This window comes from Microcoleus anatoxicus (genome assembly GCF_042465725.1).
Taxonomy (GTDB): domain Bacteria; phylum Cyanobacteriota; class Cyanobacteriia; order Cyanobacteriales; family Microcoleaceae; genus Microcoleus; species Microcoleus anatoxicus.
The window spans coordinates 5,924,757-5,937,834 of the sequence record NZ_CP120853.1 but is presented as its reverse complement, the minus strand read 5'-3'; the positions used below and the strand labels follow the sequence as shown (position 1 = coordinate 5,937,834).

Annotated in this window: 11 protein-coding genes; 7 read left to right on the top strand and 4 right to left on the bottom strand. The window is 45.3% G+C overall.

Translation table 11 applies throughout. The features are described 5' to 3' along the window. Positions 1–19: 19 nt before the first annotated feature. Together P2A85_RS25865 and P2A85_RS25860 are read right to left on the bottom strand one after the other, a co-directional pair. A complete protein-coding gene (locus tag P2A85_RS25865) occupies positions 20–712 on the bottom strand; it encodes a response regulator (RefSeq protein WP_377476186.1) in 693 nt (230 codons plus the stop codon). After that, on the bottom strand, positions 709–1,809 hold the full coding sequence (locus P2A85_RS25860; protein WP_377481724.1) for a sensor histidine kinase: 1,101 nt from the start codon (positions 1,807–1,809) through the stop codon (positions 709–711). The genes P2A85_RS25865 and P2A85_RS25860 overlap by 4 nt, the downstream gene beginning before the upstream one ends. Before the next feature lie 253 nt (positions 1,810–2,062). Between P2A85_RS25860 and kdpA the strand changes: the two genes are divergently transcribed. The 6 genes from kdpA to P2A85_RS25830 all read left to right on the top strand — a co-directional run bounded on the left by kdpA (position 2,063) and on the right by P2A85_RS25830 (position 10,192). Further along, positions 2,063–3,841: a potassium-transporting ATPase subunit KdpA gene (gene kdpA, locus P2A85_RS25855; RefSeq protein ID WP_377476185.1), complete on the top strand. Its 1,779-nt coding sequence runs from the start codon at positions 2,063–2,065 to the stop codon at positions 3,839–3,841. Between the two features lie 170 nt (positions 3,842–4,011). Beyond that, positions 4,012–6,108, top strand: a complete 2,097-nt coding sequence (gene kdpB / locus P2A85_RS25850; protein ID WP_377476184.1) for a potassium-transporting ATPase subunit KdpB — start codon at positions 4,012–4,014, stop codon at positions 6,106–6,108. Positions 6,109–6,163: 55 nt separating this feature from the next. Further along, positions 6,164–6,433, top strand: a complete 270-nt coding sequence (kdpF, locus tag P2A85_RS25845; protein WP_377476183.1) for a K(+)-transporting ATPase subunit F — start codon at positions 6,164–6,166, stop codon at positions 6,431–6,433. A gap of 115 nt (positions 6,434–6,548) precedes the next feature. Continuing rightward, positions 6,549–7,172 carry a K(+)-transporting ATPase subunit C gene (gene kdpC / locus P2A85_RS25840; protein WP_377476182.1) on the top strand — a complete coding sequence of 208 codons (624 nt, stop codon included), beginning with the start codon at positions 6,549–6,551 and terminating at the stop codon, positions 7,170–7,172. 202 nt (positions 7,173–7,374) lie between these two features. Then, on the top strand, positions 7,375–8,517 hold the full coding sequence (locus P2A85_RS25835) for a sensor histidine kinase KdpD (RefSeq protein ID WP_377476181.1): 1,143 nt from the start codon (positions 7,375–7,377) through the stop codon (positions 8,515–8,517). A gap of 406 nt (positions 8,518–8,923) precedes the next feature. Continuing rightward, positions 8,924–10,192, top strand: coding sequence for a cation:proton antiporter (locus P2A85_RS25830; protein ID WP_377476179.1), 1,269 nt, complete (start codon positions 8,924–8,926; stop codon positions 10,190–10,192). 369 nt (positions 10,193–10,561) lie between these two features. On the opposite strand, the gene P2A85_RS25825 is transcribed toward P2A85_RS25830, so the two are convergent. Further along, positions 10,562–11,155, bottom strand: a complete 594-nt coding sequence (locus tag P2A85_RS25825; RefSeq protein WP_377476178.1) for a class I SAM-dependent methyltransferase — start codon at positions 11,153–11,155, stop codon at positions 10,562–10,564. Between the two features lie 92 nt (positions 11,156–11,247). Continuing rightward, positions 11,248–11,436: a hypothetical protein gene (locus P2A85_RS25820; RefSeq protein ID WP_377476177.1), complete on the bottom strand. Its 189-nt coding sequence runs from the start codon at positions 11,434–11,436 to the stop codon at positions 11,248–11,250. A gap of 148 nt (positions 11,437–11,584) precedes the next feature. Here P2A85_RS25820 and P2A85_RS25815 point away from each other — a divergent pair, with 148 nt between their 5' ends. Then, on the top strand, positions 11,585–13,039 hold the full coding sequence (locus P2A85_RS25815) for a folate/biopterin family MFS transporter (protein ID WP_377476176.1): 1,455 nt from the start codon (positions 11,585–11,587) through the stop codon (positions 13,037–13,039). Positions 13,040–13,078 lie beyond the last annotated feature (39 nt).

Sequence of the window (13,078 nt, the reverse complement as noted above, 5' to 3'; positions counted from 1 at the left end):
TCTTACCAAATTCGCCCTTTTAAGGTTCCATCGCTAAAAGTTCTTCTGCTACCAATCCCTTCTGAATCGCAAGTACAGCAGCTTGAGTGCGATCGCGCACTTCCAACTTTTGCAAAATCGCATGAACGTGAACCCGCACTGTCCCTGGGGCAATATACAATATTTGAGCAATTTCCTGATTGCTTTTCCCCCCCGCCACTAAAGCTAAAATTTCCTGTTCTCGCTTCGTCAGTGGATTTTCCAAAACTTCCGATTTAGAGCTATTTTTAACAGGTTCAGGATTAGCAAAAACCGCCCTAATTTCCGCAGTGGCGGCCCGATCCCACCAGGAAGCACCCGCCGCTACCGAGCGAATTGCTAACACCAAAGTTTCCGCCGCAATTCCCTTGAGACAATAGCCCTGAGCCCCCGCTGTAATCAATCTTTCAATTAAGGATTTTTGAGAATGAGATGTTAAAATTAAAACGGGAATTGCTGGATGTCGCTGTTTAATTTGGCGACAAGCTTCAATGCCACCAATTCCCGGCAAACCGACATCGAGAACCACCACATCCGGTAAGTGTTCCTGAGTCAATTCTACCGCGGTTTCGCCATCTTCGGCTTCCGCAATTACTTGCAAGCAATTTTCTTGCTGCAATCGGGTTTGCAGCCCTAAACGAAACAGTTCGTCATCTTCAACTAAGAGAATTCGCAAGGGATAAGCTGGTTTCATTTCTCTGGGATTGCAGGGAGTCGGAATCCAAATAAAGCACCGTGAGGCAATTTATTTTCTGCCCAGATTATACCTCCGTGGGCGTCAATAATTTGGCGAGATAAGTATAACCCCAATCCCGCTCCTTTAGCTTGCCGATCGCCATTTCCTTGATAAAAACGCTCGAACAAGTGCGGCAGTTCCTCTGCTGTAATTCCCAACCCGCTATCAATAACTTTCACGATCTGATAACTTGAATAAAATTCCATCACCACTTCTACTTTACCACCACGAGGGGAATGGTTGATCCCATTGGTCAATAAATTCACAAAAACGCGCTGAAGTTGCACTGCATCGCCTTTTACCCACAAAGAGCGACGAAAATCTGATTCTCCGTAACTAATATTAATGTAAACTCGACGCGCCGCCGATAAATCGATGAGAGTGGCAATTACTTCTTCTGCTAAAGTTACTAAATTTACCGGTGCAAGCTGTAGTTTTAAACCTTCGGTATCGTTGCGGTAAACATCCAGCATGGTTTCTACTAATTGTAAAGTCATTTTGTGCGATCGCGTCATGGTTTCCAAAACTTTTTGCTGAGTAGAAGTCACATCGCCAAATTTGGCCTGTTTAAAAGCTTTAATAGTCTCGATCGCCCCCAGCATCGGCGTTTTTAAATCATGACTCAAAGTAGACACAAAATCTTCTCGGATGCTAGCTAATTGTTGCTGGGACTGCAATTGCGCTTTGGTAAGGGCGATCGCCTCTTCGTATTGCTGATTGCGATCGCTCAAATAGCCTGTCACCCCCAAAGCCATGACGGCGATCGCCCTATTTGCTACAGTTGCTAGGGCGCTCCTTTCTCCATAAGGAAGAACCAAATTCAACAGAGTCAATAGCGCTGCTACCAGGGTAATTTGCAACTTACCCAACCGACTCAGGCGCGAGTTTGCCATTAAAATCGGTCCAGTATACAAATATCCAAATAAATATTCCGAAGGCGTGCTAAATTCTAGTGCTACCACAATGGTAAATAAAATAGCGATCGACCATCTGCCCCGCCAATATTTCTCTCCCAGAGCCAAGTCTTCCTTAATTTTAAATATTTTTTTTAACATCATTAATAATCCATATTTTATCGGTATATTTCATTTATTTTGACGCAAAAGACCCGCGTTTAGATCCAAAATATATCTCTAAGTATAGGTAGTTTAAAAAATCTAAACATTGGTCTACCACTAAAATATATAGCAGTTATACATAATTAGTAAACAGCAACTTATACCTGGGGGTTGATTATCAACCACCCTAACTTCAAGTATATTGATTGTTAAAAGTAGACTGCACTTTGAAGAAAGTATTGACTCCCTTATGATTGAAGGATTAATTCAAATCGCCTTAACGCTAATCATAGTAGTAGCGATCGCCCCGGTTTTTGGCAATTACATGGCACGAGTATACATGGGAGAAGCAACCATCCTCGATCGCGCCGCTAAACCCCTAGAACAACTCATCTATCAAGCTGGCAATATTCGCTCGGCAGATTCAATGACAGGTTGGCAATATGCGCGATCGGTATTCTACAGCAATATCGCCATGGGCATATTTGTTTTCCTCATTTTCATGCTTCAAGGATTTCTCCCTTTAAATGCTACAGGCTTAGGTACACCAACCTGGGATACCGCCCTGCACACAACTATTTCATTCCTCACCAATACCGACCAACAGCATTACTCCGGCGAGACAACATTTACTTACCTATCCCAGTTAACTTTGGGCTTTTTAATGTTCACCTCAGCCGCCACCGGTTTAGCAGTAGGCATTGCCTTTATTCGAGGATTAACAGGTAGACCCCTAGGCAATTTTTACATCGATTTAATTCAATCTATAACTCGTATTCTGCTACCACTTTCGTTAATACTTGGCTTGCTTCTACTAATTAATGGCGTACCAGAAACCCTAGCAAGTCCGGCAGTTGCCACCACCTTAGAAGGCAGCACCCAAGTAATAGCCCGCGGCCCGGTTGCTCACTTTGAAAGCATCAAACAACTAGGAGAAAACGGCGGCGGATTCTTTGCTATTAACTCAGCTCACCCCTATGAAAATCCCAACCCTTTTACTAACCTGCTGGAAACCATAGCCATGGTTTCGATTCCGGCAGCGCTCATTCATACTTACGGGATATTTGCCAATAACAAAAAACAAGGCTGGCTAATTTTTTGGATGGTTTTTAGCATCTACGTTTTCTTGATTGGCATTGCAGCAGTCGGCGAATTCCAAGGCAATCCTCTCATCAACAAATTACTAGGCTCAGTGCAGCCAAATTTAGAAGGAAAAGAAATTAGATTTGGCTGGGCCCAAACCGCCCTTTGGGCAGTGACTACAACAGGCACAATGTGCGGTGCGGTCAACGGAATGCACGATTCTTTAATGCCTCCCGGCAGTTTTGCTACTTTATTTAACTTGTTTCTCCAAATCGTTTGGGGCGGACAAGGAACGGGTACAGCTTACCTATTTATCTACTTAATTTTGAGCGTATTTCTCACCGGATTAATGGTGGGCAGAACCCCAGAATTTTTAGGCAGAAAGATAGAAAAACCGGAAATAGTTTTAGCCAGCGTTGTGCTGTTAATTCATCCCATCGCTGTTTTAATTCCCGGCGCAATTACCCTCGCATTTACCGACAGCTTGAGCGGCATCAGCAATCCCGGATTTCACGGTATTTCCCAGGTGATGTACGAATATGCTTCGGCCGCAGCCAACAACGGTTCAGGTTTTGAAGGATTGGCAGACTCTCAACCAGCAGCTACCGGAATGTGGTGGAATTTAAGCACCTGTTTTAGTATGCTATTAGGGCGCTATGTTCCGATTGTGGCACTGCTGCTGTTAGCAGACAGCATGACCAACAAACAACCAGTACCAGAAACAACAGGAACTCTCAGAACCGACTCAGTGTTATTCACCAGCGTCACCGCTGGAGTAATCTTAATTCTAGGCGCATTAACATTTTTCCCAGTGCTAGCTTTAGGACCAATTGCCGAAGGATATGAAATTAGCAGTGGCAAATTTGAACCTGCACCGACCACAGTACCCGCAGACATCAATCCTTCACCTTTAGGAAAGCCTTCGATCCCCCTAAATCCCCCTTAAAAAGGGGGACTTTGATGGTCATGCTCCCCCCTTGTTAAGGGGGGCTGGGGGGGATCGGAATCTGGTGGTAAAGGCCACAATCCGCAATCCCCAATCCCCAATCCTAAAATCCCAAATCCCAAATCCCAAATCCCAAATCTAAAATCCAAAATTAAAAATCCCCAATCGATATGGCTTCTTCCAATAGCACCAATTCTCAAAAAAATCCCCGTTCTAGAGGTTCTCGCGAATCCCGCCGACATACACCAAAAGCAAATACCAAAGGCCTTTACAAAAGAGCATTCAAACAAGCTTTCATCAAGCTAGATCCACGGGTAATGTTGAAAAATCCAGTGATGTTTGTGGTGTGGGTAGGCACAATTGTGACTGCATTATTAACCATCGATCCGACTCTCTTCGGCCCGGTTCCCGGCAAAAATCAAGTCGTTTTCAACGGTTTAGTCACGTTTATTTTGTTCTTTACTTTGGTGTTTGCCAATTTTGCCGAAGCCGTAGCAGAAGGGCGCGGCAAAGCCCAAGCAGACGCACTGCGATCGACCAAAGCCGACACCATCGCCCGCAAACTCTTACCAGACGGTTCATTGCAGGAAGTGAGTTCCACATCCCTCAGACGCGGCGATCAAATTAAAGTAATCGCAGGCGATATCATTCCCGCTGACGGCGAAGTGATCGCGGGTGTCGCCTCTGTAGACGAATCTGCAATCACCGGGGAATCCGCCCCGGTGCTCAAGGAACCGGGTTCGGACATCGCCAGTTCCGTTACGGGCGGGACGCGCATCCTTTCCGACGAACTGACGCTGCGGGTGATGGCCGACCCCGGTAAGGGGTTTTTGGACAGGATGATCGCGCTGGTGGAGGGCGCTGAACGCACGAAAACACCGAATGAGATCGCGCTGACGGTGTTGCTGGCGGTGCTGACTCTGGTGTTTTTGATTGTGGTGTCTACGATTCCGCCGGTGGGAACTTACGTGAAAACTCCGGTGGGTGTGGTGACGCTGATTTCGCTGCTGGTGGCGCTGATTCCAACGACGATCGGCGGTTTGCTGAGTGCGATCGGGATTGCGGGGATGGATCGCGTGGCTCAATTTAACGTCGTAGCGACCTCTGGACGCGCCGTGGAGGCCTGTGGCGACGTGAATACGCTGATTTTGGACAAAACGGGGACAATCACCCTGGGCAACCGTTTAGCGGAGGAGTTCATTCCGGTAAACGGTCACTCGCTGGAGGATGTGGCTGCTGTAGCGCTGGCTGGAAGCGTGTTTGACGAGACACCGGAGGGAAAGTCGATCGTCCGTTTGTCGGAAAAATTGGGCGCTACAGCAACTTTCGATCGCGCTAACGCCACCGGGCTGGAATTTTCGGCAAAAACGCGGATGTCTGGCACGGATTTGCCCGATGGTACGGAGGTTCGCAAGGGTGCGGTGGATGCGGTGAAGGGTTTTGTGCGATCGCGCGGTGGTAACATCGGCCCCGATCTCGATGAAGCTTACGAGCGAGTTTCCCGGCTGGGAGGCACACCTTTAGGAGTTTGTCAAGGCAGCGATATCTACGGCATTATTTATTTAAAAGATGTGATTAAACCGGGAATTCGCGATCGATTTGACCAACTCAGAAAAATGGGCATCCGTACAATTATGCTCACCGGAGACAACCGAATTACAGCATCAGTAATTGCCGACGAAGCCGGCGTTGACGACTTCATCGCCGAAGCAACTCCAGAGGACAAAATCGAAGTAATTCGCAAGCAACAAGCCCAGGGTAAATTAGTAGCAATGACCGGGGACGGAACCAACGACGCACCCGCCCTAGCCCAAGCAAATGTAGGCTTAGCAATGAATTCGGGAACCCAAGCCGCGAAAGAAGCTGCCAACATGGTAGACCTAGATTCCGACCCCACAAAATTGATTGATTTAGTGACAATCGGCAAACAATTACTGATTACACGCGGTGCCCTGACTACATTTTCCCTAGCCAACGATATCGCGAAATATTTTGCCATTATTCCGGCAATGTTTGCCCCCGTGGGCGCTTTGAACGTGATGGGTTTAGCTAGCGGTCAATCGGCAATATTATCGGCATTAGTTTACAATGCTTTGATTATTCCCGCTTTGATTCCCCTAGCGTTAACCGGGGTAAAATTTCGCCCCTTAACGGCCAATCAACTTTTGCAGCGGAACATTTTAATCTACGGATTTGGCGGGGCGATCGCGCCATTTATTGCCATCAAAATTATCGATATTTTCATTGCAGCCGTTGGCTTAGCATAGAACAAGTTCGGCAACAGATAAACAAAGATACTTATTCCCAAAACAAGGAGGATTCATGAAACGTAATAATTGGCTGAATGATGTTTTGCCCACGGATTTTCAAGCAATTATTGAGTTAGCACAAAACCTGTGGCAGCGTCACCCAATACCGGTGCAGCTATTTCTAGTAATGTGTTTCAATGCCATCATTGCGCCCGCTGTTTATGCAGCTTCTGGCGAAGATTTGACCCGCAAAGCAGTCTGGGGTTTAAGTCTGCTGGGTTTGGTAATTATCGCGCTTTCTATTTACCTCTTGGTGGTCATATTTCAGCCGGAAAGATTTTAGCAGGGGTGCATCTCAATTTCGCCCCTACCGATATATTTGCAAATTCGGGATGCTCCCTTTAGCTGAAGATCGAAAACCAAAAATTAACTTTTTTCACCACACCAAAATCAAAAATATGAGAGAAATAATCAGAGCAATTCGCGTGACTTTAGTCCTGTGGGGAATTACAGCCATTGTTTATCCCTTGATTTTGCTAGCCATCGGTCAAATTGCTTTCAATTCCCAGGCAAATGGTAGCTTAATTACTAAGCAAGGAGTTGTACTTGGCTCCTCTTTAATCGGTCAGAATTTCATCTCGGAAAAATATTTTTTGAGCCGTCCCAGCACCACGAATTACAGCAGTTTCCCAGATTACGATCCGACGAAAGCCGAGAATTTAAGTCAAAGAACAGGTATTTCTGGAGCTAGTAATCTCGGTCCCAGTAACTCAGATTTGCTGAAAAGAGGTAATGATAAAGATGGTTTTCATGGAATTCAATTTGAAATCGATCGTCTCAACAAAGCTGGCATCAAACCTACTGCTGATTTAGTGTATACTTCTGGTTCTAGCCTCGACCCTCATCTTAGCGAAGAGGCTGCTAGAGCGCAAGTTCAACGGATAGCAAAAGTGCGATCGCTCAATCCCAATCAAGTCGAAATTCTGATCTCCCAAAATACAGACGGCAGATTTCTCGGCATTTTCGGTGAACCCGGAGTTAATGTCCTCAAACTAAATCTAGCTTTAGATGGTTTACAATAGTCATTGGTTATTGGTTATTGGTTATTTGTTATTGGTCATTGGTCATTGGTCATTGGTCATTGGTCATTGGTCATTGGTCATTGGTTATTTGTTGTTTTTAGCAAATACCAACTAGCAAATACCAACTAGCAACTAGCAACTGGCAACTACCAACTACCCACTGTCAACTGTCAACTGCCAACTGCCAACTAACTATTAAGCGATGATTCACTCTAGCGAACTCGAAAATAACCCCGACGCAATTTACGCCCAACCAAATCGCACTTACGATCGCACCCGCCGTCGGGGAAAGCACAAAATATTTATCGGGATGGCCCCCGGTGTTGGCAAAACTTTCCGAATGCTAGAAGAAGGACACACAATCAAATCAGAAGGCATTGATGTAGTTGTTGGATTGTTAGAAACTCACGGCAGAAAAGAGACAGCAGCCAAAGCTGAGAGACTGGAAATAGTCCCACGAAAACAAATGCTGCGAGGCGAAACAAATCTAACAGAAATGGATACAGAAGCTGTCATTGCCCGCAGCCCTCAACTAGCATTAATCGACGAACTGGCTCATACAAATATTCCCGGTTCTCTCAGAGAAAAGCGGTATCAAGATGTCGAAGAAATACTGAATGCTGGCATTGATGTTTATTCAACTCTCAACATTCAGCACATAGAAAGTCTCAACGATTTAGTAGCGCGAATTACCGGAGTTGTCGTGCGAGAACGAGTACCCGATCGCATTCTGGAAGAAGCTGACGAAATACTCGTGGTTGATGTGACACCAGAAACCTTAGAAGAAAGGTTACTAGAAGGTAAAATCTATGCTCCCGAAAAAATTGAACAATCTTTAAAAAACTTTTTTCAGCGTCGTCATTTAATTGCATTACGAGAACTAGCATTACGAGAAGTCGCAGACAACGTTGAAGAGGAGGCCGCAACTTTAAAAGGTCAAGCTTGCAACATTCACGAACGAGTTTTAGTATGCGTTTCCACTTATCCAAATTCTTTGCAGCTTCTCCGACGGGGTGGGAGAATTTCTAGTTACATGAATGCACCATTTTATGTTTTATTTGTGGAGAACCCCGATCGCTTTTTAACAAAATCCGAAAGCTTACACATTGAAACGTGCCAGAAACTTTGCCAAGAATTTAACGGGCAATTCCTGCGGGTGCAGAGTCAGAATATAGCCAAAGCAATTTCTGATGTAGCTAAACAGTATCGCATTACTCAAATTGTGATTGGTGAAAGCCAGCAATCCCGCTGGAAGTTGTTGTTGCGGGGTTCTTTGACTCAGCAATTAGTGCGATCGCTCAAACACGTAGATTTGCACATCATCGCTACGGAAAAAAGTCAGTAGTCATTAGTCAGTAGTCATTAGTCAGTAGTCAGTAGTCATTAGTCAGTAGTCATTAGTCAGTAGTCAGTAGTCATTAGTCAGTAGTCAGTAGTCATTAGTCAGTAGTCAGTAGTCAGTAGTCAGTAGTCAGTAGTCATTAGTCATTAGTCAGTAGTCAGTAGTCATTAGTCAGTAGTCAGTAGTCATTAGTCAGTAGTCAGTAGTCAGTAGTCATTAGTCAGTAGTCATTAGTCAGTAGTCATTAGTCATTAGTCAGTAGTCAGTAGTCATTAGTCAGTAGTCATTAGTCATTAGTCAGTTGTTACAAGTAACAAATAACAAATAACAAATAGATATAACTTTCGGAGGATAGCAGACTCTAGCTTTCGGCGGATGTACCAGAAGCTTTGATCTGTCACGATCGCAGTTGTCACGCCTGATTAAAAGTGCGATCGCTATGGTGGATAATTACATTCTCAACTTGCTAGTTATTGGCATCCTCCTGCTGATTGTCACATTAGGTTCAGGATGGATTTCCCGATTGCCACTGTCTTATGCCTTAATTTACCTGTTAGTGGGCATCGGATTGGGTCCCTACGGTGTCAAACTGATTGAATTGCGCCCTGATGCTCAATTTTTAGAAAGACTCACAGAATTTGTAGTGATTGTTTCTCTCTTCAGTTGCGGCCTAAAAATGAACCGCCCCCTGCAACTTTGGGCTTGGAATTCCACAGCGCGGCTGATCGGTTTTTTAATGCCTATTTCGATTTTTGCCATAGCAGCAGTCGCTCACTTCTTTTTGAATTTAGATTGGGGGGCTGCGATTTTATTGGGAGCAATTCTCGCTCCTACCGATCCAGTTTTAGCCTCCGAAGTTCAGTTAGCACATTTAGACGATCGAGATGAATTGCGCTTTGGTTTAACCTCCGAAGGTGGCTTGAACGATGCTCTCTCTTTTCCCTTTGTTTATTTTGGCATTTATTCACTAAAAGATGGTAATTGGCCAAACTGGTTTTCCCAGTGGGTAGCAGTTGATGTAATTTGGGCAACTGCCGCAGCTATTGTCATGGGCATTTTAGTAGCTAAAGCTGTCACCTGGATCGATAAAAGATTGCAACGCTACAGACCAGCCGATGAATTAATCGAAGATTTCATCGCCCTGAGTACAATTTTACTCACTTATTCTCTAACCGAAGTAGTCAACGGCTACGGGTTTCTAGCAGTTTTTGTATCAGGAATTGTAGTGCAGCGCAGTTACCGCGACCCAGAAAAACCGCTTTCCCAATTGCGATTTACTGAGCGCATTGAAAAGTTAATGGAAGTAGCCACTATTTTACTTTTAGGTTCTTTGTTGCGCCTAAAACCTATGTGGGCTTTTGCAGCAGATTCGGTGTTAGTGGCGGGATTGTTATTTTTCTTGATTCGCCCCTTGGGAGCTTGGATCAGTACGATTGGCAGTCCTTTGCACCCCGCCAGTCGCTGGCTGTGCGGTTGGTTTGGCATTCGCGGTGTTGGTTCTATCTATTATCTTACCTATGCTTTTGGCAAAGGTTTAAAAGGCGAACTCGGAGAACAAATTGCCTGGATTACTTTTACAACGATCGTGATTTCAGTGATTTTACACGGAATTAGTTCTACGCCGTTAATGAATTGGTACGAGCGACGAATTAAACCTCAAGTACCGGATTTAATTTAATTTATTAGGGTGCGTGACTTTAATAGTCCTGGACGCAACTGTCACACACCAATCGACTTGTAGGGTGCGTCAGGCGAAGTTCTCTAACGGCGATCGGGAATTTCGGGATCTGACGCACCTTACTATATAATCTAATACCATTTCTCTAAAATCGTGCAACAATCTTGGACCCCCCCTAACCCCCCCTTATAAAGGGGAGGGACAAGACTACTGTTGCATTCTTTTTTAAAATTGGTATAACATTGACTTGTAGGGTGCGTCAGGTGAATTTATAGAACGATTATTGAGGGTTTAAAAATCTGACGCACCTTACTAATTGTGACTATTTCCAATTTTTCAAGCACACGACAATGCAGTCCTTACCCGCAGCTAAACAGGTTTCACCCCAACTAATAAAGCCAATTCCAGCCACTTCCAATAACAGTCCGCATCGTCAAAACCAATTTCTCTCAACCAGCGCAGTTGCGTTTCCACATCGAGCAATTTATTAGATGGATCGTCTGGCGAATCGCTAATACCTAACGCTTCTCGAAATTTCTGGTGTAAAGCCTCTGTTGCCGACGCTACGTGTTCCAAATTGCAAAAAATGCCTCCGGGTTCCAAAAGCTCGAAAATCTCGGTATAAAGCGAACGTTTGCGATCGTCCTCTACGTGGTGAATTGCAAAACTAGAAACCACCGCATCAAACTTGCCTAAATCCGGCAGAGAATCATCAAGATTATGTTCAATTACTGTGACAGTGCGATCGTCAGCAAAACGAGTTCTGACTTTGGCCAACATTGTAGCCGAAAAGTCGATCGCCACACATTCAACATTCGGGCGATCGCACTTAAGCAAACCCAACAACCGTCCATCACCCGTACCAATATCCAGAATCCGGTGCACAGTTTTCGGCACTTCGCCCAAAAGTACAGCTTCACCTTCCGTGCGGTGAGGGATACTATCAGCTAATATCCGGCACATTTTCAGGATTCACAATCATAAAAATACTCCTTTCAGTATTTGTGACATCTCTTTCTTTTCTTGCTTCGCGTACTTCGCGTCTTCGCGGTTAATTATTCCAAAGGTTTCAAAGTAGTAGAATTTTCCCGAATCGGTTTTACTTGCCTATTACCTCGTTGTCTCGGAGGTGGCACTGGATAATCTCCTTGCTGGTTAGCAACAGGTATAGCCAAGGCCAAATTAGCCCATCCCCCCACCATCGCCGCCACCGTGAGAAAAACAATTTTAATTTCTGTTTTCATGATTACAAAACACGCATTAATTCGAGATAAATACAATTTTATACCACTTGCCAGAAGCCCACCACTGTGGCATCCTACCTCCGAAAGTTCCCCCAACCCATTAAGAATGTGTTATAAATATTGAGATTCATTAAGAAATATTTCTCAAATGCTCCTTTCCTCCTCCGGTGTCAGCAAACTCAAAGAATCTTTAAAAGAAAAAGTATTCTTGGGGAATGAGCCAACCCCCGAACTCATAGCCATATTACTGATTTACTTCGTCCAAGGTATCCTCGGACTAGCCCGCTTAGCCGTCAGCTTCTTCCTCAAAGACGAACTCGGCATGAGCCCCGCCGAAGTCTCAGCCATGCTGGGCGTTGTCGCCCTACCTTGGATGATCAAACCCCTATTCGGCTTCATGTCCGACGGGTTGCCCATATTCGGCTACCGCAGACGGCCTTACATCGTCCTTTCCGGGCTGTTGGGAACCTCAGCATGGGTGGCCCTAGCCACAATAGTACACACACCCTTAGCAGCTACAGGGGCGATCGCCCTTAGTTGCCTCTCCCTCGCCGTTAGCGACGTCATCGCAGACTCCCTAGTAGTCGAAAGAGCCCGAAAAGAATCCCTTACCGATGCAGGTTCCCTGCAATCCCTATCCTGGGGCGCATCAGCCCTCGGCGGACTAATTACCGCCTACCTCAGCGGTTCCCTACTCCAACAATTCTCCACCCACACCATATTTTTAATCACCGCCTGTTTCCCACTCATCGTCTCAGCAACAGCCTGGTTAATTAGCGAAGAAAAAGTCAACAAAAGAACCGACTTTGAAACAGTAAAAAATCAATTGAAACAACTCCGACAAGCTGTTAGCCAAAAAACAATTTGGTTGCCAACCGCCTTTCTTTTCCTGTGGCAAGCAACCCCAAGTTCCGACTCCGCTTTCTTCTTTTTCACCACCAACGAATTAGGCTTCCAACCAGAATTTATCGGCCGCGTGCGCCTAGTTACCAGTCTGGCGGCAATTGTCGGTATCTGGCTGTTTCAGCGCTTCCTCAAAACAATTCCATTTCGAGTAATTTTCGGCTGGTCAACAGTAATTGCCACCGTCTTGGGATTGACAAGTTTACTATTAGTAACTCACGCCAACCGAGCTTTAGGAATTGACGACCAGTGGTTCAGCATCGGAGATAGCCTCATCTTAACAGTAATCGGGCAAATTGCTTATATGCCAATGCTGGTATTGTGCGCGCGATTGTGTCCCCCCGGAGTCGAAGCAACTTTATTTGCACTACTGATGTCCATCAGCAATTTAGCCGGACTTTTGTCCTACGAAGGTGGTGCAGTTTTGACTCACTGGTTAGGAATTACCGATCGCAATTTCGACAATCTCTGGCTGCTAGTCCTCATCACCAACCTGTCCACACTTCTACCCCTACCATTCCTAAGCTGGCTACCCGCTGAAAACACAGAAACTGGCGAGCCAAACAATCAAAAAACACTGCCATTATTAGAAGCGGAAATGGGAAGCACCAAACCAACAGGACAACATTTCATGCCGGAATATTTTCCCAACTTGGTACCAACAGTAATCTCAGAAAGCCGAACCGCAGATAGCAAATGAAGGAAGAAGAAAGAAGTCACCCCCCAAGGAAGAGGGTGG

Coding starts and splice junctions, on each gene's coding strand:
- P2A85_RS25865 (WP_377476186.1), bottom strand. CDS start 712: ATGAAACCAGCTTATCCCTTGCGAATTCTCTTAGTTGAAGATGACGAA.
- P2A85_RS25860 (WP_377481724.1), bottom strand. CDS start 1,809: ATGTTAAAAAAAATATTTAAAATTAAGGAAGACTTGGCTCTGGGAGAG.
- kdpA (WP_377476185.1), top strand. CDS start 2,063: ATGATTGAAGGATTAATTCAAATCGCCTTAACGCTAATCATAGTAGTA.
- kdpB (WP_377476184.1), top strand. CDS start 4,012: ATGGCTTCTTCCAATAGCACCAATTCTCAAAAAAATCCCCGTTCTAGA.
- kdpF (WP_377476183.1), top strand. CDS start 6,164: ATGAAACGTAATAATTGGCTGAATGATGTTTTGCCCACGGATTTTCAA.
- kdpC (WP_377476182.1), top strand. CDS start 6,549: ATGAGAGAAATAATCAGAGCAATTCGCGTGACTTTAGTCCTGTGGGGA.
- P2A85_RS25835 (WP_377476181.1), top strand. CDS start 7,375: ATGATTCACTCTAGCGAACTCGAAAATAACCCCGACGCAATTTACGCC.
- P2A85_RS25825 (WP_377476178.1), bottom strand. CDS start 11,155: ATGTGCCGGATATTAGCTGATAGTATCCCTCACCGCACGGAAGGTGAA.
- P2A85_RS25820 (WP_377476177.1), bottom strand. CDS start 11,436: ATGAAAACAGAAATTAAAATTGTTTTTCTCACGGTGGCGGCGATGGTG.
- P2A85_RS25815 (WP_377476176.1), top strand. CDS start 11,585: ATGCTCCTTTCCTCCTCCGGTGTCAGCAAACTCAAAGAATCTTTAAAA.